21 protein-coding genes are annotated in these 21905 nt (G+C 34.8%); 6 read left to right on the forward strand and 15 right to left on the reverse strand.

The window, feature by feature from the left end:
• Positions 1-61 precede the first annotated feature (61 nt).
• The 5 genes from QRE67_RS17065 to QRE67_RS17085 all read right to left on the reverse strand — a co-directional run bounded on the left by QRE67_RS17065 (position 62) and on the right by QRE67_RS17085 (position 5871).
• Positions 62-1477: a BC_2427 family protein gene (locus QRE67_RS17065; RefSeq protein WP_286121412.1), complete on the reverse strand. Its 1416-nt coding sequence runs from the start codon at positions 1475-1477 to the stop codon at positions 62-64.
• 134 nt (positions 1478-1611) lie between these two features.
• Positions 1612-2319: a CsxC family protein gene (locus tag QRE67_RS17070; protein WP_286121413.1), complete on the reverse strand. Its 708-nt coding sequence runs from the start codon at positions 2317-2319 to the stop codon at positions 1612-1614.
• 492 nt (positions 2320-2811) lie between these two features.
• Entirely contained in the window at positions 2812-4212 is a 1401-nt protein-coding gene (gene gabP / locus QRE67_RS17075; protein ID WP_286121415.1) for a GABA permease, read from the reverse strand.
• 300 nt (positions 4213-4512) lie between these two features.
• A complete protein-coding gene (locus QRE67_RS17080; protein WP_286121417.1) occupies positions 4513-4698 on the reverse strand; it encodes a hypothetical protein in 186 nt (61 codons plus the stop codon).
• 273 nt (positions 4699-4971) lie between these two features.
• Positions 4972-5871: a metallophosphoesterase gene (locus QRE67_RS17085; RefSeq protein ID WP_286121419.1), complete on the reverse strand. Its 900-nt coding sequence runs from the start codon at positions 5869-5871 to the stop codon at positions 4972-4974.
• A 501-nt stretch (positions 5872-6372) separates the two neighbouring features.
• Between QRE67_RS17085 and QRE67_RS17090 the strand changes: the two genes are divergently transcribed.
• Both QRE67_RS17090 and hbs read left to right on the forward strand, forming a co-directional pair.
• Positions 6373-7188, forward strand: coding sequence for a formate/nitrite transporter family protein (locus QRE67_RS17090; protein ID WP_286121421.1), 816 nt, complete (start codon positions 6373-6375; stop codon positions 7186-7188).
• A 99-nt stretch (positions 7189-7287) separates the two neighbouring features.
• Positions 7288-7560: a non-specific DNA-binding protein Hbs gene (gene hbs / locus QRE67_RS17095; protein ID WP_286121422.1), complete on the forward strand. Its 273-nt coding sequence runs from the start codon at positions 7288-7290 to the stop codon at positions 7558-7560.
• Between the two features lie 21 nt (positions 7561-7581).
• On the opposite strand, the gene QRE67_RS17100 is transcribed toward hbs, so the two are convergent.
• The 7 genes from QRE67_RS17100 to QRE67_RS17130 form a co-directional block, all read right to left on the reverse strand.
• Positions 7582-8061 carry a GNAT family N-acetyltransferase gene (locus tag QRE67_RS17100; protein WP_286121423.1) on the reverse strand — a complete coding sequence of 160 codons (480 nt, stop codon included), beginning with the start codon at positions 8059-8061 and terminating at the stop codon, positions 7582-7584.
• 381 nt (positions 8062-8442) lie between these two features.
• Entirely contained in the window at positions 8443-9261 is an 819-nt protein-coding gene (locus QRE67_RS17105; protein WP_286121424.1) for an alpha/beta hydrolase, read from the reverse strand.
• Between the two features lie 25 nt (positions 9262-9286).
• Positions 9287-10105, reverse strand: coding sequence for an ABC transporter ATP-binding protein (locus tag QRE67_RS17110; protein WP_286121425.1), 819 nt, complete (start codon positions 10103-10105; stop codon positions 9287-9289).
• Positions 10106-10120: 15 nt separating this feature from the next.
• On the reverse strand, positions 10121-11143 hold the full coding sequence (locus QRE67_RS17115) for a FecCD family ABC transporter permease (protein ID WP_286121426.1): 1023 nt from the start codon (positions 11141-11143) through the stop codon (positions 10121-10123).
• Positions 11136-12143, reverse strand: coding sequence for a FecCD family ABC transporter permease (locus QRE67_RS17120; RefSeq protein WP_286121427.1), 1008 nt, complete (start codon positions 12141-12143; stop codon positions 11136-11138). Before QRE67_RS17120 ends, QRE67_RS17115 begins: the two co-directional genes overlap by 8 nt.
• A gap of 27 nt (positions 12144-12170) precedes the next feature.
• Positions 12171-13139, reverse strand: coding sequence for an iron-hydroxamate ABC transporter substrate-binding protein (locus QRE67_RS17125; protein WP_286121428.1), 969 nt, complete (start codon positions 13137-13139; stop codon positions 12171-12173).
• A 572-nt stretch (positions 13140-13711) separates the two neighbouring features.
• Positions 13712-14776, reverse strand: a complete 1065-nt coding sequence (locus QRE67_RS17130; RefSeq protein WP_286121429.1) for a lactonase family protein — start codon at positions 14774-14776, stop codon at positions 13712-13714.
• 503 nt (positions 14777-15279) lie between these two features.
• On the opposite strand from QRE67_RS17130, the gene QRE67_RS17135 reads away from it, so the two are divergent.
• The 4 genes from QRE67_RS17135 (at position 15280) to QRE67_RS17150 (ending at position 16854) form a co-directional block, all read left to right on the forward strand.
• Positions 15280-15846, forward strand: coding sequence for a bifunctional transcriptional activator/DNA repair enzyme AdaA (locus QRE67_RS17135; RefSeq protein ID WP_483298711.1), 567 nt, complete (start codon positions 15280-15282; stop codon positions 15844-15846).
• Positions 15830-16378: a methylated-DNA--[protein]-cysteine S-methyltransferase gene (locus QRE67_RS17140; RefSeq protein WP_286121431.1), complete on the forward strand. Its 549-nt coding sequence runs from the start codon at positions 15830-15832 to the stop codon at positions 16376-16378. Before QRE67_RS17135 ends, QRE67_RS17140 begins: the two co-directional genes overlap by 17 nt.
• Positions 16359-16523 (forward strand): hypothetical protein, encoded by a 165-nt coding sequence (locus tag QRE67_RS17145; protein ID WP_286121432.1) that lies wholly within the window; start codon positions 16359-16361, stop codon positions 16521-16523. Before QRE67_RS17140 ends, QRE67_RS17145 begins: the two co-directional genes overlap by 20 nt.
• Positions 16524-16635: 112 nt before the next feature.
• On the forward strand, positions 16636-16854 hold the full coding sequence (locus QRE67_RS17150) for a hypothetical protein (protein ID WP_286121433.1): 219 nt from the start codon (positions 16636-16638) through the stop codon (positions 16852-16854).
• 110 nt (positions 16855-16964) lie between these two features.
• Here the strand turns inward: QRE67_RS17150 and pepT are convergent, their stop codons facing one another.
• The 3 genes from pepT to QRE67_RS17165 all read right to left on the reverse strand — a co-directional run bounded on the left by pepT (position 16965) and on the right by QRE67_RS17165 (position 21309).
• Positions 16965-18197, reverse strand: a complete 1233-nt coding sequence (gene pepT / locus QRE67_RS17155; protein WP_286121434.1) for a peptidase T — start codon at positions 18195-18197, stop codon at positions 16965-16967.
• A gap of 746 nt (positions 18198-18943) precedes the next feature.
• On the reverse strand, positions 18944-19663 hold the full coding sequence (locus QRE67_RS17160) for a YebC/PmpR family DNA-binding transcriptional regulator (RefSeq protein WP_286121436.1): 720 nt from the start codon (positions 19661-19663) through the stop codon (positions 18944-18946).
• 761 nt (positions 19664-20424) lie between these two features.
• Positions 20425-21309 carry an alpha/beta fold hydrolase gene (locus QRE67_RS17165; protein ID WP_286121437.1) on the reverse strand — a complete coding sequence of 295 codons (885 nt, stop codon included), beginning with the start codon at positions 21307-21309 and terminating at the stop codon, positions 20425-20427.
• Positions 21310-21905 lie beyond the last annotated feature (596 nt).

The raw sequence follows: 21905 nt of genomic DNA on the forward strand, positions 1-21905 counted from the left end.
AAAATGTTTTATATACACTATGATAATATAAATTACACATAATGGAATAATTTCTTCAAAATTAAACGATTTCCACTTGCACTTCTTGCTCTTGTAATAATTGGACAATCAACTCTAACACCATTTTTTGTAGTAACTGATATACCTTTGACACATTTTGTCGAGTCCTTATCCTATATTCAATACGTTGCAAAACATAGCCTTCTACAAGTAATGTCCCTTTTTCAATTGTTATAGGGTGCTGATTTGAATTTATGACTTCTTTAGGCGAGAATTTACTATTTGTCAAAACAATCTCCTTTGAGACTTTTTCAATCTCTACTTCTTCTTCAAACATCACTTTTTCCTCTAGAGCTATTTCCATTTTATACTTTCCTATTTCAATTGGTAACTTTGTTATGATACAGCTACTAGTTTGTTTTTTTTCCTCTCTCTGTTTTGAAACCAAATTGTGCACAGGAATCCACGAAGGTTGCTGCAAATGATTTGTTTCCATACTCTTCACATAATTATGGGTGAACAACTCTACAAAAGCCCTCTGTTCAAAGAGCTTGGAAGAAGCTAAACAACAATATGGCTGTTCATAATAATGATGAACTGTAGCTAACAACTTTGTATCTAACTCACGGAACGTTTCATCCGTTTCGTTATGGAATGCAAATACTTCTTCATCCACACTGCTCAAAATAGGCAGCTTTAAAAACTCAGCCACTTCAGCAACAGTAGAAAATGGGGTTTTTACCATCATAGAACGTACCACACTTCCTACTTTTAATTCAGGAGGTGATCTTTCTTCCTTCTCTAACTCTTGAGACGATCTTTCTTCCTTCTTTAACTCTCGAGGCCCTCTTTTTTCCTTCTCTAACTCTCGGGGCCCTCTTTTTTCCTTCTCTAACTCTCGAGACCATCTTTTTTCCTTCTCTAACTCTCGAGGCCCTCTTTTTTCCTTCTCTAACTCTCGAGGCCCTCTTTTTTCCTTCTCTAACTCTCGAGGCCCTCTTTTTTCCTTCTCTAACTCTCGAGACCATCTTTTTTCCTTCTCTAACTCTCGAGACCATCTTTTTTCCTTCTCTAACTCTCGAGGCCATTTTTTTTCCTTCTTTAACTCTCGAGGCCCTCTTTTCTCCTTCTCTAACTCTCGAGGCCCTCTTTTTTCCTTCTCTAACTTTTGAGGTGATTTTTCTTCCTTCTCTAACTTTTGAGGTGATTTTTCTTCCTTCTCTAACTTTTGAGGTGATCTTTCTTTCTTCTCTAACTCTTGAGACGATCTTTCTTCCTTCTTTAACTCTCGAGGCCCTCTTTCTTCCTTCTCTAACTCTCGAGGTCCTCTTTCTTCCTTCTCTAACTCTCGAGGCCCTCTTTCTTCCTTCTCTAACTCTCGAGGCCCTCTTTCTTCCTTTTCTAACTCTTGAGTCACTTTGTGCTCAGAAAAAATTTTATCTATCATTTTATTGTCAATCCACGGCTTACTCATCATCAATCACTTCCTAACTGATGAATTGAAAGACATATGTATTTTTTAAAATATATAACTGTTTTCAACATTATATATGTTTTATAACAATAAAAAAGACATCATCTTTCATACGAAAGATGATGTCTTTTTTTGTTTTAAGCCTGTACTTGCTGTACTTGTAAGACTTTCAAAGTAAGATCCAATACAATTTTTTCGCGAAGTTTATCAAATGGTTCATTTAACTTTGTAGGACATGGAGAGAAATCAAGTTCAAAGAAATTAGCGCTAATTAATTCACAAAACGGTTGTTCGTTATAAACCACTGAATTTTCAAAGAAATACTTATCTAATCGCGGTTCATCACCATTCTTAGGATTAATAAAGTGAGATGTAGTATCTGAAGAAGCTGCGATTAAAGGCTGTGTCAGAAAATCATTTCCTGATAACTCTGCAAATCCAGAAAAATTAACATTAGCAATGCGATCATACAGTACTCCATTACACTCATCACTAGCAAATTCAATATTCTTACGAATAAAGCCCTCTACAAATAATTTTGCTCTTGTAACTCGGCGGAAATTTGTATTTTGTACTGGTGTAAAGGCTACGGGTACTAACTTACATTGTGTTAAAAATACATTTTTTAACACACGTTTAATTTCGACCGCTGGAGGATCCAATGGAATAGTCGATTCTACCACAATTTGAATTGTTCTCTCAGCCAAAACAACTGGCACTTTCACCAGTGCATTTTGCGTAACAATAGGTGTTGCCGCTATATCGTTAAGTGGAATTTGAGTCTTTCCTTTAACTGGACATGGCACCTCACTCGGACAGTGTTTATCACCTTGAAGTTCACTCATAATTTATACTCTCCTTTTAAGATAATTTTAGAGTTTTAAAAACTCCTTACGCTTCTAACATATGCATGTCTTTCTATCGTTGTGTAGGTTTGTATAATAGTCATTTTTATTATTTATAGAAAAAAACTAACTTTATAATAGTCACTTTTACGTATATGATAGAAGCCTTAATGAATACTTACCTATCATTTTTGAATGAAGTCTGATTACACATATACGTATACACCTAAAAAGAACCTTCTTTCGTACTTTAAGTAACTTTTCCTATTACTTAAAGTACGAAAGAAGGTATGTGTTCTCTTTTTCTTTATACATTTGCAACATTTATCCCGCTATTCGCGGGTAGTAAGACCCCCACCTCAAGATTCGGGGAGAGAAACAAAGAAGATAGGTGGGGGCTAACTGCCCGTAAAAACCAGATTGGTGAGAGCTAATTATCAGCGGGGGATGAAGAAAACCCCACTGATAAAAGTTTTACTTTATCAAATATTATTATAGATTAGTCGATTCTTCATCTCTTTTTTGATGATAAGAAATTGAAATATTTCCTTTTCTATTAAAAAGAAAATAGGACACGATAATAAAAACTGTAACAAGCGTCGTTAAAAGAGCTTGTGAACGTAATGACTCGATAACAAACATAGCAATTAATACCGCTGTTATCCCAGCAATTGTGACATATGTTAAATAAGGAAACAGCCACATCTTCACCTTCAAAGCTTCCTGATTTTTCTTATCCATTTTCTTACGCATACGTAAATGTGAAAAAGCGATAACAAGATACACTAACAAGGCAATCCCACCAGATGCGTTCACTAAGAATAAAAATACTTTATCCGGAGAAATATAACTGAAAATAACGCCAATATAAGCAAAAAATGTACCAAACAACACAGCTCGAACCGGTACTCCGCTGCTACTTAATTTTAAAAATACCTTCGGAGCATCTCCTCTTCCAGCCATTGAAAAAAGCATTCTTGAATTTGTATACAAACCTGAATTTAAACAAGAAAGCACTGCGGTCAATACGATAAAATTCATAATTTGAGCTGCTGCTGGTATACCGATATGTTCCAGTACCGCTACAAATGGGCTTTTTAGTATATTAGCTGAATCCCAAGGAAGAAGAGTCACAACTACCGTGATAGAACCTATGTAAAATACAAGAATACGCCAAATCACACTGTTAGTCGCCGTTTTTACTGCTTTGGCAGGCTCTGTTGATTCCCCTGCTGCTACCGCAACAATTTCAGATCCCATAAATGAAAATATAACGACTGTAATTCCAAGAAGAACAGAACTTATACCATGAGGAATAAATCCTCCTTGCCCGACTAAATTAGAGAAACCGGGTGCTGAAGTTCCTGGTACAAGCCCCATAATAACAGCTAGTCCAAGACAAAGAAACAACACAATACTTACTACTTTTATAAAAGAAAACCAATATTCAAATTCTCCAAATGATTTCACTGAAAACACATTTGTAAGGGTCAAAAGAACAGTTAAAATTAAGCTTAATAACCAAAGTGGAACTTGTGGAATCCAATATTGAATAATCCCTGCTCCTGCCGTTGCTTCTATGGCAATAACGATTACCCAAAAAAACCAATACAACCAGCCAATTGTATACCCAGCCCACGGACCAATTGCCTCACGTGCATAGGTAGCAAAGGAACCACTTGTCGGATTAGCAACTGCCATTTCGCCTAGCATCCTCATTACAAAGATAACCAGCAGTCCAGCTAGTGCATACGAAAGTATAGAACCAGGACCGGTAGAATGAATAACCGCACCACTCCCAACAAATAGGCCAGCTCCAATAACTCCACCAATCGAAATCATTGTAATATGACGTATCTGTAAATCCTTCTTTAATTTTTTATCCGTCTTCATCTTATACCCCTCCCATTTTTCAGAATCCATGTAAAAGCATTAAGTATTACGTCTTGTTTTTATATGTAAAAACTGTGTTTCTTCATCTTATATTTCATCCCCCCTTTTTACCCCATGATGAAATTCTTTTTTATACTTTCGTTTTCTTTTTAATGTGCGACACTAATTTAAAAATATCAAAATATTCTAAAAATAACAAATAGTATCTTTTTCCATAAAGAAAAAGATAGTCCTTGAACTTAAAAAACACATTTATTTAGAGTTTTTCTATTCTATTAATGTAACAAATAGTTCTTACAATTATTGCTTCGGCGAAATCCCCAACCAAAACAAATCAACTAACTCTTCTGCTACTTTTTCTGGTCCGCCCAGCTGTTCCATCAGTGAATGTTTGTTAGAAATTATCGTAACGGCAGAAAATGAATGTGCAAGTAGCAAAGGATTTTTCGGAGCAACTTCACCATTCTTTATCGCCGCTTGAAACAAATTTTCTAAAATGCACTGATCAAAGTTTTATTTTATTTTCTCAACAATTTTTTTAGTTAATTATGGTAAAATATAAATGGGATGGGAGTCCCCAATACATAAGTGGTTATTCAAGTCAGAGAAAAGGCACTCGAAATGAGTGCTTTTTCTCTGTTTAAGATTTTAATAGAAGGCATGAAATTGATTACATTTAGTACAAAAAGTACAAATGCATTCTCAAAATGAGAAAATTATTATTTTCTACTAACTTATCCATTTGGAATTCCTTTCAACTCAAATCTCTTTATTCGTCCGTTTCAACACGAAAACAGAGAGCTCAGGTTTACTTAAAAACCGCAAAGGCATTCTCGTAGTTCCAATTCCACGATTGACATACAATTGTAATGGTTTACTTCGATCTTTGAATGAATACAATCCTTCCACATATTTTTCAGCTAATGACGTAGTCACAATAGGTCCTATGAACGGAATTTGGACTTGCCCGCCATGACTATGCCCGGAAATCTGAAAATCTACTGGATATTTACGAATTTGATCTGCAACATCTGGTTCATGTACCAATAGTAAGTTAAAATCTTGACTTCGGAGCTGTTGCAACGTACGTTGAATTTGTGGCTTTCCGAGTAAAAAATCATCTAGTCCAGACACTGTAATATGATTACCATTTGCTACTGTTATCTTTTTCACTTCATTTACTAAAACAGTGAAACCCACTTCCTCCATATATTTCTTATATAATCTACTCCCCCCTCCACCACGATCATGATTACCAAACACTGCATATTTTCCAAACGGAGCACAAATTTGGTTCAAAATAGCTTTTGCCTGTTCTCTTTCAGAATGGTACGTACCAAAATGATCAATTAAATCACCCGTAAAAACAACAATATCAGGCTTTAGTATATTTATTTGTTCTACTAGCCCTTGTAGCTGTTGAAGAGTAAAATTTGGTCCTAAATGTGTATCTGACAACTGTACAATTTTTATATTATGAAAACCCTCTGGAATATTAGGGTTTTCAATATCATTCCATGTGATTGATATTGATTTAGGTTCAAATTTTGTGGCATATAAATAAACTACCACTGGTAAAATAAAAATGGCTAGGAAGCTAATTACAATTATTTTCTTTGAAATTATATCTTTCTTTTTTCTCTCTATATTAACACTCATGTTTTCACCTCTAGATGTATCATAAGAGCTTAATGTTACATCTGTGTTACAAAATGAGAAGGTAATACTACTATACGAATTTAAACACATTGTAAGGTATTAATTGCTTTTATTATGCATTTTTATCCATCATAAAGCCGCACCCAATTGACAAGATTTTGAAAATTATGTAACATAAATTTATAATTTCTATATTCAATAAAAACGTTATTATTCCTAATACACTGTTCATTATGCTCCTACAAAATAAAGCTATTTCAACCAGTATAAATAGTACATTTTCTACAAAAACAGGTCTGATTTATGTTGGTTTTTATATTTATTCCGCATTAATAGGCAGTACGACTCCCATCTCAAGATTCTGAGAAATTCAAAGAAGATAGATGGGGGGTAACTGCCCGTAAAAGCTCGATTGGTGAGGACTAATGATCAGTGGAGGATGAAGAAAACCTCCACTGATCAAAGCTTCACTTTATTACCATAAATATGGAGGGGTTATTTATGTCTGTCTATGCACCACAAGAAATTACTGAATTGGCTACCAATTCAGGACAAAAGAAAGCTCTTTTACCGCTACTGCCTATGCTAATTCTCGGGTTTCTAGGTGGCGCTTTCATTGCATTAGGTTATTTACTCGATATTCATGTAATTGGAACTGTGCCAAAGTCTTGGGGATCGTTTGCTAGTTTTCTAGGAGCTGCTGTTTTCCCGATCGGTCTCATCTTAATTATCCTTGCCGGCGGTGAATTAGTAACCGGTAATATGATGACCGTACCAATTGCTTGGTTTTCTAAAAAGATTACCTTCTCTAAAGTATTAAAAAATTTAACGATTGTTACTGTTAGTAATTTTATTGGAGCTGTATTTGTTGCTTATTTTTTCGGACACATTGTTGGGTTAACGGAAGGACAGTTCTTAACAAAAACCGTAGCCATCGCTCAAGCAAAACTACATGATACACCTTTGCAAGCATTTGTCTCTGCTATTGGCTGTAACTGGCTCGTTTGCTTAGCTGTTTGGCTCAGTATGGGTAGCAAAGATTTTAGCGGAAAAGTGATTGGCATTTGGTTTCCTGTCATGACCTTTGTTGCCATTGGCTTTCAGCACGTTGTAGCCAATATGTTTGTCATTCCAGCAGCTATCTTTGCAGGGCATCTAACTTGGATGGAATACTTCCCGAATTTCATTGTCGTCTTTTTCGGAAATTTAGTCGGTGGTATGATTTTCGTTGCCTTACCTTATTTTTTAGCTTATAACAAACAGGTGCAGTCTAAAAATGAAACAGCTGAATTAAAGAAAAAATCTGCGACTGCTTAACAAAATAATTTAACAGAAAATCAATAGTACACTTGTTCTCTTCCCTTTTATACGTTATAATAACAGCTTATAATCAATATTTACATATGAGGTGAAGATATGAATAAAACAGAATTAATTAAAAATGTAGCACAAACAGCTGAAATTTCACAAAAAGAAGCTACTGTAGTTGTGCAATCTGTATTAGAATCAATCACAAACACTTTAACAACTGGTGAAAAAGTACAACTTATCGGATTCGGTACATTTGAAGTTCGTGAAAGAGCTGCTCGTACAGGCCGTAACCCACAAACTGGTGAAGAAATGCAAATCGCAGCTTCAAAAGTTCCTGCATTCAAAGCTGGTAAAGAATTAAAAGAAGCAGTAAAATAATGAAAAAAACAGCCTTCTCTCTTATGAGAAGGCTGTTTTTTTCATTATATAATTGATAAAAATTTGTCCATTATGTTTCTTGTTTTGCTCCTCTATGCACATATATCCCTTTTTCTCAAAAAAAGGTCTTGCTGTAATACTGGCTTCTGTGTATATTTCCTGTTGTTCTAGCTGGGTTGCCTCTTTCTCCAGCATTTGCAATATTTGAGAAGCAACTCCCCACCCCTGATAATTTTTATGAGTAAATAATCGATCTATGTAAGCTTCATCATTATAATCCCCAAAACTAATTATCTTTCCTTCAAACTCAGCTACATAACATATATTCTTTTCTAAAGAATTCAACCATTTCGTACGATCTAAACCTTTTGGTGCCCATGCATCTAATTGCTTTTGATTATAATCTTTCGCATTAATTGTATGAACCGTATCATAAAAGAGCTGTAACACTTGGTCTAAATCATTTTTATTAAATCTTCTTACTAAAACATTTCTGATCATTTTTAGTACCCCTTATATTCCCTAATAGATAAAATTAAACCAAAAATAAAAATAAATACCAGACTACCAACTCCAACTGTATAATTTATAAAAGTTCTTCCAACACCTTCATGTGGACTAAATAACAGCAGGATAGCCCATGGGTAAAAAGTATTTCCCGATGCATTTACCAATATTAAATTGAAAAATAACACGAGACATAAGAGGATCACAACTGCTAAAAAAAATTTCCACTTTATAGCAAAAAATGAGGCGATTAGAATTAAACCAAAATGCATTATTACCCGCAAATAGCGGGATAAAAAAGGTAAGCGCATAACGAATATGTGCTTACCTTTTTTGTTTTAGATTTTAATCATGTATAGAACCCTTTATCTACAATTATTGATTAAATACAAACCGTAATGCCCTACTTAAAACGGTCGGTATTACAGATGCATGATTTTCTCCGTCAGCTTCATGGAAAGCAAATCGTAATCTACTATGTTGTAAATCAACTAAACGCTCCGATAGTGCATTTGCATCAAGAACCATATGATCTTTTTCTAATGATCCCACGGTTAGAAAAACTCCAATCTCAGAATCTACTTTGTCTAACTCATTTATAAAAGCTGACTCTTTTTCGAGAATGGATTGGTTATTCCACCAAATAGAAGGACTGCTTATAAAATATGTTTGAAAGGCATTTATATTTGTAAACAATACGTACAAAGCAAATAATCCACCTAATGAATGTCCAAATATTGTTTGTCTCTTACAATCAATTTGAAACTGTTTATTGATTTGTGGTTTCAATTCTTCTTGAATAAAATCAAAAAAAACATTCGCTCCTCCTGTTTTCGGCCATGGTTTTCCATCTGGTCTTGGCGGTAAAGTAAGAGAAGACGATGGAAGTGTAAAATCATAAAATCGGTAGGCAGCAGCAAAATTTTCTTCTACTGGATAACCGATACCAACAATAATAGCTGGTATAACTCCCGTTTTTTCAGATCTAACAGATTGTACCCGCACAGCCTCTTGAAACGTTTGGAAAAAAGCATTCCCATCTAATACATAAATCACGGGATATCCAGAAGGTGGAGCTGGTTGCTTCGGCTTCGAAACATAAATTTGATATTGACGATTGTCTTTTTTGGAATGCATATTCCATTGTTCTGTATTCGAAATGATAGCATCTTGTTTTTCAATACTGAAATTCATGAGATAAAATCCTCCCTCTTACTTTTTAACTCGTTACATAAATTTCTGTATTTTCCTCTTGGAATACACTGTCGTAACCGAAACATACAGGAGCACCATTATAAGGATCTATCATTACTCTTGCATCAATATGAAATACATTTTTTAACACTTCATTTGTAATAATTTCTACTGGTCTTCCAGTTGTAACGATTTTTCCTTCTTTCATTGCAATAATCTCATCTGAGAATCGTGCCGCATGATTAATATCATGTAAAACCATAACAACCGTACATTTATGTTCCTTATTTAATCGTTCAGCTATTTGCAGTACTTCTAATTGATGAGACATATCAAGATAGGTAGTTGGTTCATCTAATAATAAAACTTCTGTTTCTTGCGCTAAAGCCATTGCTAGCCACACTTTTTGTCTTTGCCCACCTGATAAATTCGCGATTTGACGTTTACGAAAAGCAGTCGTTTTTGTAATATCCATCGCCCATTCAATGATTTCTTTATCTTTAGATGATATTTTATTGACATTGTTACGGTGTGGATATCGCCCGTAAGAAATCAGTTCTTCTACCTTCAATTCTCCTGGAGCAATTGGGTTTTGTGGTAATAAAGCCAGCTGCTTCGCAATTTGTTTTGTCGGGATGGTGTGTAAATCCTGCCCTTGTAAATACACTTTACCATTCTTCTGTTTTAAAATTCGGCCCATTGTTTTTAACAAAGTAGATTTTCCACATCCATTTGGTCCGATAATCGTCGTTACTTTGCCTTCCTGTATTTCTACATTTAAATCACGAAACACCGTAAATTTTTCATAGCTTGTTTCTAAATTCTCTACGCATAAGACATTCACTTCTTATCACTCCTTTTACGCCTTCGCTTTGTATAATAAATATAAGAAATATGGTACACCAATAATTGAAATCACGATTCCAACTGGTAACTCTGCTGGTGTAAAAATTGTTTTCGCAATAAAATCAGAGGCAATAACAAGTAGCATTCCAATTGCTCCGCATACAGGAATAACATGATTATGATGAATGCCAACAAGACGTTTCGCAATATGCGGCGCCATTAAACCAACAAAACCAATGCTTCCTGAAACAGAAACGCAAGCACTTACTAATCCAATACTACTTAATAATAAAATGGATTTTTCTCTTTCTACTGAAACTCCTAAACTTGTTATACTCGTCTCTTCCAATTGAAATAAATCGAGCAAGTACGCTTTTCTTTTGATAATTGGAATTAAGATAATGAGCCATGGCAATATTGCAATAATATATTTCCAGTTTGCATTATATATACTTCCCGAAACCCAAACCGCAGCCATTTCAAAATCAGTAGCTTTCATTTTCAATGATACATACATGGAAAATGCTCCAAAGCCTGAACCTATTGCAATCCCTGTTAGCAAAAGACGCTGCGAATCTAATTTTCCATCTCGCCAAGAGAACATATATATTAATATAGCGGCCCCTATGCCACCGACTAAACCAAATAGTGGCATCATCATGATAGAGATCCAATCTGTAATTTTTATTTGGCCTTGAAAGAAAAACATAAAGATAACGATTGCAGTTCCTGCTCCTGCATTAATCCCTAAAATACCTGGATCTGCTAAACCATTTCGTGTAACTCCTTGAATAACAGCACCTGCAATTCCAAGTCCTACTCCTACTAATCCAGCAATTACAATTCTAGGAAGCCTAAAATCAAATATAACTAAATCATGCTCAGGAACTGGATCAATCCGAAATATCGTTCGAAATACATCTGTAATCGTAATATCAAACGTACCATTTGTTAAACTTATATAAATTGCACTCAAAATTAAAAATATGATAATACTCATTGTCATTACATAACGCTGGGTTGAACCTCTAAGCATGCTTCTCTCCTCCTCTTGTTCTAATTAAGTAAAGGAAGAAAGGAATTCCAATTAATGACGTAACGATCCCTATTGGTGTTTCAAATGGATAATTTACAAATCTACTTAACACATCACATAAGGCTAGAAAAACTCCACCGATTACACCAGCACACGGTACAATCCATTTATAATCTACTCCAATTAAAAAGCGAGTAACATGAGGAATAATTAGTCCTACAAAACCAATTTTTCCAACTAAAGCAACCGCAGTACCTGTTAAAAACACAACAGATATAATTGCAGCAGCTTTTACAAGTTTTGTACGTTGGCCTAAATTAATAGAAACCTCTTCTCCTAACGAAAGAATCGTAATAGATTTTGAAATAAGAAGCGCCAGAATAATACCAGCTAAGCCAAACGGAATTGCTAACTTGAGTATATTCGGATCCACTTGATGTAATTTCGCATTATACCAGAAGCTAATATTTTGCGAGACTTGAAAATAGGATGCAATTGCAGCAGAAATACTACTTAAAAATGTTCCTATAACAGTTCCTATAATAGCCAACCGAACTGGTGATAATCCATTTCGAAGCAATGAACCAAATCCAAAAACAATTCCAGCTCCTAATGCTGAGCCAAGCATAGAACATAAAATCATACCCACTGAAGACATGCCTGGAAGGAACACCATACAAATTGTAATAACAAATGCAGAGCCATCTGTAACACCCATAATAGAAGGGGATGCAAGATAGTTTCTTGTCATCCCCTGCATAAGTGCTCCTGATATGGCTAGAAATGCTCCGACTAATAGAGCTCCAACTACCCTTGGTAAACGAGAAGTAATAATAATATTATGATTTACATTTCCTGAATCAAAATGAAACAGTGCATTCCAAGCTGTTTCAAAATCAATATTTTTCGCCCCATATAAAATAGATAACATAATCGTCAGTAAAATAAATATGGGTGCTAAACATACAATTATCATTGGTACTGAATTTATTTTCCGCATATCATTCAACGCACCTTACTTATTTAATTATTTAGATAAATTTTTCACTGCTTCTTTTAAGAATGCTGTTTTACTCCAAGCAGTACCACCTTGTGCCATTGGATCAACAGTGTTTACAAATACTTTTTTATCTTTGACAGCATTAATACTTTGCCAAATTGGATTGCTTTCTAATTCTTCTAGCGCTTTTGGCTTATCTTTATTTTCACTTGCTTCAAATTGTAGGAAGACATAATCTGGATTGATTTCAGCGAATTTTTCTAAAGAGATTGCTTCTTGTGCTTTTACAGCTTTAATTTGTTCTGGAACAGTTAATCCTAAATCTTTGTAAATAACAGGGTTGAAGTATACGCCTTCTGGATAAAGATACAAGCTACTAGCTCTTAGTCTTACTACCAGAACCTTCTTATCTTTTAACTTGTCTGATAGTTTTCCTTTTGCTTTCTCAGCATCTGCTTTGTAATCCTTAATAATTTTTTCTGCTTTATCTTTCTTACCAGATAGCTCTCCCATTAACTTTAAGTTATCTTCCCAATTTGTAGAAATGTGTGACACTGGGAATGTAGGAGCTACCTTCGTAAACTTCTCAAACGTTTCTGGTGGGAATTTTGAACTAGATGTAATTACATCTGGTTTTAATTGAAGTAACGTTTCAAAATTGGGTTGCATTTTCTCACCAACAGATTTTGCACCTTCTAAATCTTTTGCTAAATACTCAGGTAACTTTCCACCTACTGTAATTGCTCCTACTGGCTTAATACCTAGTACAGCTGCATCTTCCATTGATTCTAAACTAGCTGTTACAATTTTTGATACTTTTGCAGGCACTGTATATTCTTTCCCAAGATATGTGATTTTCTGTTTCTCATCCTTCTTCGTTTCAGTCGCTTTACTTTGCTGCTTTTGTTCTCCTGAACTCTTTTCTGCACTGTTACATGCTGCAAGACCTACACTTAATACCGTTACCATTCCTAGCGCAAATAACTTCTTCTTCATGTTTCTAACTACTCCTCTCCAAATTTACAATCTTAAAATGTATAAAATACACCATTTTAATGATTTTTATGAATCAAATGAAACATCGTCTTTATCTATGTATTTCCTTAGCGTACATCTATTCAACATTGAAAATCATTTACTTCACTTCCTCTAATAACAAATCATCTTTTCTATCTTCACCAATTGATAATGATTATCGTTATTAAGTATATATTTATATACCAATTATTTCAAGAATAATTTTAGAAATTTGAACAATTATGTGTACACTAACAATAGAGTTTAATTTCGAAACCGTAACACCGTCCACTTTTGTAGAGGGTGTTACAACAAACAACACTTACATTTATATCCACTTTACCATTATTTTTAATATTAATATCTTTCAAAGAATCCCTCCTAAAAAAACAAACGTTCGATTACGCCTAATGTAATCGAACGTTTGTTTTTTTAGCTTTATTGCATGGCCAGATGCTCTCTCCCACCTAAAAAGAAGGGTTTTATGTCGGTTTTTTATTTTGTATTTATATAGACGCCTACAACATATCTACTTCAATACTATTTATAACTTAAGTATTCAAAAACTTCACACATACCGGGTCAGGCACAACAACAACATCAGACTGCAAAAGCGTTAGCTTTCCTGTAGACTCGTTTCTTGAAAATAACACAAGATTACTGGATTTTTCATTTAAAGCAACAAGGAATTTTTCAGTAGGATCAAGTACAAAATCTCGTGGCCAATTCCCTTCTGTAGATATAGATTCAACAAAAATAAGTTTACTTGAATCTTGATTTACACGGAAAACAGCAATACTATTATCTCCCCGGTTTGCTGCATATACAAAGCGACCATCCGAAGAGATATGAATCGCACTACCTTGGTTGTTCTCATTATATTCTTCTGGAATGGTAGAAATGTATTGTAACTCTTTAAAACTGCCGTCCTCAGCATTATATGTTAAAACGATTACTTCTGAACTAAGTTCAGTCATCATATAAGCGTATTTTCCATTTGGATGAAACACAAGATGTCTTGGACCACTTCCTGGATTGACAGATAAATTGCTAACTTCCGTTAAAATACCGCTATTTACTTCATATGTAATCAATTTATCGATTCCTAAATCAATAGCTACTACATATTTTTCATCAGGAGTAAATCCCGCGTAATGTGTGTGCGGCTTTTGTTGTCTTTCTTTATTTGGGCCCGAACCTTTATGTTCAATAATGGATGTTGCAGAACTTACAGTTCCATTTTCCTGATTTACTAGATAGGATTCAATTGTCCCTTTATGGTAATTTGCTGTAACTACTGTGTGATTTTTTCTGTCAACACTAACATGGCAAGGGGGTGCTCCTTCTAACAATTGGTTATTTAGCACTTCAAGATTTTTGGTCTGATCGTTAATTGAATAAGCCGTTACACCTCCTGATTCCTCTTTTTTTATTACCGAATAGAGATATTGATTGTCTTGACTAATGGTTAAGTACGTGGGGTTGTCTAAATGAGCCGCTTCCTTTACATCCAAGATTCTTGCTGTTTCTGTATCCAGCGTAAAGCTGTAAATACCTTTGCTGTCACCTTTCGTATAAGTTCCGATATACCCAAAAAACTTACTTTTATTCATCATCTTTGTATGCTCCTTTCAGAAAATTTTATTCATATTATTACATTCTAAGTTGGCTGTAAATAATCCCTTTATTTAAACACTGAAACAAATCCTCATGCTTCTAATGCAAGTTTACTATCTATAGAAACAGTAAACAAAGATATACTTACACACACTCGTTTACAAAATAATTTTTTTAATAAAAAGCCCCTTTATCAGGACTCTGGTGTAACCCATCTTACCTGATAAGGGAATCATCCTTTTAACAATTATATTTATTTAGGTAAAAATTTCAGTGTGAATTCTTGTATTTTTTCGTTCTAAATAAAGTTCAACTCTATCTTGTCTTTCAGTAGAATATCTTTGTAATCTTGCTCTTATATTCTTACATGCGTACATACGTACTTCTTTCGGGGTATACTGATTTCGGAGGTGTTCACATGAAAAATGAAGGGCCACAAGATCATGAAAACATTCAGAGAGAAACTCCGAATTCTTTTGGGACAGATACGTGTGCGGATAGCATGACAGACGAAAGATGGCAAGCAATTGTACACAATGATTCATCATATGATGACAAATTTTTTTACGCAGTAAAGACCACTGGTATTTTTTGTAGACCATCATGTAAATCCAGAACTCCTAACATAAATAATGTACGAATTTTTCTAGATGCACAGCAAGCTCTATCGGAAAAATTCCGCCCCTGCAAACGATGTAAACCGAATGGACTGAGATTGCCCGATGAAGATTGGGTAACACAAATTACGGAATACATTGATAATAATTACAATGAAACATTAACGTTAGAAACGCTAGCAGATATGTGTCACGGCAGTCCTTATCATTTACAGCGTACTTTCAAACGAGTTATGAGGATCACCCCAATTGAATATATCCAGCAAACACGAATTTCCAAAGCGATTCAACATCTTACCAACACGAAAAAAACCATTATGGAAATAGGTTTTGCGGTAGGCATACCTAATACAGCCCATTTTGCAACATTATTTAAAAAGAAAACAGGATATACGCCTACAGAATATCGACAATCAAATGTGGAGGTGTTAGGCAGTGGAATTGAAAAATAATCAAACCTTGCATTGGACATTATTTGTTCACGAGCAATGGAATATACATATCGCAACGACATCAGAAGGACTCTGTTTCGTGGGTTCTCAAAATAAGGATTTTGAAGAATTGTCAAATTGGGCTAAGAACCGATTTCCACAGCACATTTTGGTACAAGATGACCAAAGATTATATCCATATGTTGCCGAATTAATAGAGTATTTTGAAGGGCAACGTAAGATTTTCACATTACCTATTGATATTAAGGGTACTCCGTTTCAATTATCAGTTTGGAAGGCATTACGTGAAATTCCTTATGGGCAAACCTATTCATACTCTGATATTGCGGAGTTGATTCAAAGACCAAAATCGGTACGTGCTGTTGGAGCAGCTATTGGCGCCAATCCAGTTTTGATTACAATTCCTTGCCATCGGGTCATTGGGAAAAATGGAAAATTGACTGGTTTTAGGGGTGGTTTAGAAATGAAGAAGTATTTATTGTTATTGGAAAAAGTAGGGGTAGATATGAGAGATGGAACCGAAAGTGCCTAGTTGTATTAAGGAACGCATTGTATTCCTTGATTGGGATGCGTTGCAACATTCTCTAGACGACCATGGCTATGCCACAATTCCAGCCTTATTGGACAAAGAACAGTGCCAGAGAATTATAAATATATATGATGAAGATTCATACTGAAAACAAATTTCCAGCTTCCAAAAGTTCAACACATAAAAGAAATGTACATAAAAACTGAGATAAGAGAAAATCATATAAGGGTACAAAAAATGCAATACAGGAGGAAACAAAAATGCCACAACAAATTGATATTAACCAATTAAAAAAAGCTCAAGCAGCAGTATCCCTTTCTAAGGGACTGATTACACAAGCAATTGAACAATCTGCTGCAGATCAAGTACTATGTGAGGAAGCTTTAAAACAAGCTTCAACTGAGATAGCTCAAGCTCAAACCTTTGTGAGTCAAGTACAATCATCCCTTCAAACACAGTCAGCTCAACAATCAGAATAAAATCAATCTGATATGAAAAGAAAACACTGAAGATAGTAATCCAGCGTTTTTAGATTTAAAAGAATTTTAAAACCCAGATAGTAATCTAACACTATCTGGGTTTGTTTCTTTTATGCTTTTTCTTCAAATAACCGCGCTATCTCGATAATAACTTGAACAGCTTTTTCCATATTATCTACAGAAATATATTCAAATTTACCGTGGTAGTTTTCCCCACCGGTAAAAATATTTGGTGTTGGCAGACCCATATACGATAATTGGGAACCATCAGTACCACCACGGATTGGTTGGATTTTCGGCTCGATATCGAGGTTTTTCATTGCTTCATAAGCAATATCGACAATTTCCTTGACCGGTTCAATCTTTTCAAGCATATTGTAGTATTGATCATTCATCTCGAGGATAATATTTTCAGCACCATACTTCTCCTGCATCTGATTCGCGATTGCTGCCACTTTTTCTTTTCGGGCAATAAAGTTGTTACGGTTAAAGTCACGGATAATATAATTGGATTGACTTTGTTCAACATCACCATTTATCGAGATAAGGTGGTAGAATCCTTCATAACCATCTGTATACTCTGGTGCCTCTACTGCCGGTAGTTGCTCGTGGAACTCCGTCGCTAGCTTATTTGCATTGACCATTTTATTCTTGGCTGTACCAGGATGAGTATTGTTTCCTTTGAAAATAAGTTTGGCACTTGCAGCATTGAAACTTTCATACTCTAGTCCCCCCAGCGGTCCACCATCCATCGTGTAAGCAAATGTTGCCCCAAAAGCTTTCACATCAAAATGTGCTGGTCCACGACCAATTTCTTCGTCAGGTGTAAATGCCACTCTAATTTTCCCATGTTTGATTTCCGGGTGATGCAATAAATAGTCCATTGCGGTCATAATTTCCGTAATTCCAGCTTTATCATCTGCGCCAAGAAGTGTTGTTCCATCAGTAGTAATCAATGTATGCCCTTTATAAGAAGGCAACTCCGGGAACATTTCTGGCGTTAAAATAACGCCTAATTCCTTGTTCAGTGTAATCGCTTTACCATCAAAATTTTGATGGACTTTGGGCTTAACATTTTCCCCTGTAAAATCTGTTGCAGTATCCAGGTGCGCTAAAAAGCCAATCACCGGTACCTGCTTATCCGTATTTGCAGGAAGTGTCGCCATCACATAACCATTCTCATCCATCGTTACTTCTGATAATCCTATCTCTTTTAATTCTTCCACTAATTGTTTAGCGAACTCAATCTGCCCAGATGTTGATGGTACTGTATGACTTTCTTCACTGGATTGTGTGTCTACTTTGACATATCTTGTAAAACGTTCTATGATTCCTTGTTTCATGCTAATTCACTCCTTTTAATGTTATCTCCCTTTATTATAGACCCTGCTGCACAATATTTTTATTTATTTCAACTGTAATTGTACTACTATTCTCACTACATCTAGTATCTCATATCCTCCTTTACAAAAAACACAAAAAACTCCCGTTCCTATAAAAGAGACGAGAGTTAACCCGCGTTGCCACCCTAGTTGAAAGCATAAACATATATACTTTCCCCTTAAAACATTAACGACCTTTTAGCCGGAAATGATTACTACCTTCATAATGAAGCGTTCCACATTTTTCTCAAGGATGGATTCATACTTGGTATTGGAAAACAGACATATCTATATAAATCCATTTTGATTTTTCGACATATAAGCCGCGGCTATGGATAACAAAAGGTGACCTGCACTCGTTTACTCTCTTTGTTTTCACTTCGCATGGGGCAGGAAAAGGATTTGACCGCTTCTATGCATGAACGGATGCTCTCTCCCACCTAAAAAGAAGGGGTTTATGTCGGTTTTTAAATTTGTATTTATATATCTCATCGTTCCTTGTAATACGTTTCACCATAACACTTCTATACACTTTCTCACAACAAAAGACATTCATCATATTTTAATTTGTTTCATTTTGATTGTACGTACACGGCGATATGTTCTAACATTAACAATAAAATCATTGAAAAACTACTCTGTCAGGCTTTCATGAAAAATCTAAAAAAGCAGACCTTTGTTACATAATAAAGGTCTGCTTTCATGTATTATTCCCCTAAATCCACATTGTGGTACACTTGTTGCACATCTTCTAAATCTTCTAATGCATCAATCATTTTTTCAAATTGTTCTTGTGCATCTTCTGGAAGTGTTAGCTCATTTTGCGCAAGCATTGTTAATTCTGCAACTGTAAATTCAGTTATACCAACATTCTTGAATGCTTCTTGTACTGCATGGAACTGGTCAGGTTCAGCATAAACGATAACCGCTTCATCTTCTTCTAAAATGTCACGTGCGTCTACATCTGCTTCCATTAATATTTCAAGCACTTCATCTGCTGTTTTACCTTCAAGGCCGATGACAGCCGTTACATCAAACATATATGTTACAGATCCATTTACTCCCATGTTACCACCGTTTTTACTAAATGCAGCACGCACATCTGCCGCAGTACGGTTCACGTTATTTGTCAGTGTATCCACGATTACCATTGATCCATTTGGTCCGAAACCTTCATAACGAAGTTCGTCATAGCTTTCTTCTGAACCACCTTTTGCTTTTTCAATCGCACGGTCAATAATCGTTTTCGGTACACTGTAAGTTTTTGCACGCTCAAGTACAACTCTTAAAGTTTGATTTGATTCTGGATCTGGTTCACCTTGCTTTGCTGCTACATAAATTTCGCGTCCAAACTTTGCGTATATACGACTCGTATTTGCATCTTTTGACGCTTTTTTTTCTTTAATATTGTTCCACTTACGGCCCATTCTGTTCCACTCTCTTTCAACTTTGAATCTACACAAATATATTACTATGAAATACTATACTTCTTCAACATAACGATAATGAATTCGTTACGATTTCATATTATTGACAAACAATATGAATTGAAGATGTTGCATTCATTCACTAGATTCTATTATACCTTAATTTTATAATTTATCGCGAGTTTAATATTGAACTCCCCGTGACTAAAGTCGCAGTATTCGAAAAAACAGCGTATTTGTTTAGTCTAATATCTACACGGATTGCATGTTCGATATCAATAGAAATAGATAAAGTGAAACTTTTATCAGTGGGGAGTTCTTCATCCCTCACTGATAATTAGCCTTCACCAATCGGGCTTTTACGGACAGTTATCCCCCACCTATCTTCTTTGTTTCTCTCTGAATCTTGAGATGGAGTTCTTACTGACCACGAATAGCAGGATAAAAAATAAAGTTATCTAAAAAGATAATTTTATTCTATATAAATCCATTTCGCTTTTTCGACATATAGCAGCGGCTATGGATAACAAAAGGTGACCTGCACTCGTTTTCTCTCTTTGTTTTCACTGTGTCTAAGTAGGAAAAAGATCTGACCGCTTCTATGCATGGCCGGATGCTCTCTCCCACCTAAAAAGAAGGGTTTTATGTCGGTTTTTTAATTTGTATTTATATACATATAAAAAAGAAATCTTTATTATTCAAACAACTTTATTTCAATTTTAAAGTAAAGATTTTTATTTCATTAAAACATAATGTCCATATTAATCATTTTTAGCAAGGCGATGTTTTTCAAAAAATGTTTGTACATATTCCATAAATTCTTTTGGCTCTTGACGGAATGGGGCGTGATAACCTTGTTCAATAATATGGAAGGTACTATTTTTTAATAATTGATGATATGTTTCGCCGTTTTTCCATGAAACGCTTTTATCATGTCTTCCCCAAATAATCAAGGTTGGCACATGAATTTCATTCGCATCGATAATAAGGCGACGCTGCCGCATTTTACTCAATTCTGTATAATGTTCTGTATCCTCACGTTTATATTTCACTTTATTTTCATGATAGTCTGTAATTGCAGATACGGTATGTAAGTCAGTCGATAAATTGGGTTTTATTGATCCTTCTCCTTGCTGCAAGGATTCTATCCCTGTTGCATCAGATAAAATAAGATGTGTGATTGCATTTGGATATAAGTACGTTAAATTGAGAGATATTTCTCCCCCCATCGAATGACCCAATATCACAAACTTATCATAGCCTAACTTTTTCATTAATTTATAGTATAAATTTGCTTGGTTTGGAAATGAATATTGAAAATCCATTGGCTTCGAAGAGTGACCGAAACCTAAAATATCGACCGCGATAATAGTATGATCTTTTGCTAATTTCGGATAAATATCACCAAAGCCATTAGAGGAACCTCCAAAACCATGAAGCATAAGTAAAGGTGGTTTATTTTCACCAATTTGTTTAAAATATATCGTTTGGCCATCAATTTCTACCATTTTTTCTTTTGTATTCAATTTTGTTGCCATTGTTTCTTTCACTTGTTTTGCCTTTGCTGTTGGTTTTTCTATAACATTACAGCTCACTAATAATGCGAGAGCAAGACAACTAATTATATAAAGCTTTAATCGTTTCAAATTCAGTTTCTCCTTTCTAATCTATTGCTGCATCCAGCATAGCAAGTAACATATTCCAATTATCAGAAAATTGGAGTGCTTATCATAAGAGGTGAAATAACAGTTTCTTAAAACTACGAGAGTTGTAGCTACTTTGGAGATTAGATTGAGAATATGGAATGTGTACGAATGCATGCCATCAAATTCATTGACTTTAATTTTTACAGGCATCTTATATTCCCTCACTTTTTTATTATCACTCTTTATTGTAACTTAATCAGTTACAATAAAGATAAAAAAATATGTACAGTAATTGTAAAGATGCTACTAGTTTTCATATTTATCGTCTTTGTTGTAATCATTATAGTTACAACTAGAATAGAAGTCAACTCTTCTTCACACAAATTTATACAAACAATTCTAACCCCATTAAAATAAGAAGATTACGAGCTGCTAACGCCTTACAAATACCTTAATACAAGATAAATACTCCAACGCATGTAGTAACATATTTCATTTAAATTCTTTAAATAGTAATGATTGCACAAAAAAACGCCGTCTTTTTGCAAATTTATTTACCAAAAGAACAGCGTTTTTTACATATAAAAAATCGTGTG

The sequence above is a fragment of the Bacillus sp. DX3.1 genome, assembly GCF_030292155.1.
Classification (GTDB): domain Bacteria; phylum Bacillota; class Bacilli; order Bacillales; family Bacillaceae_G; genus Bacillus_A.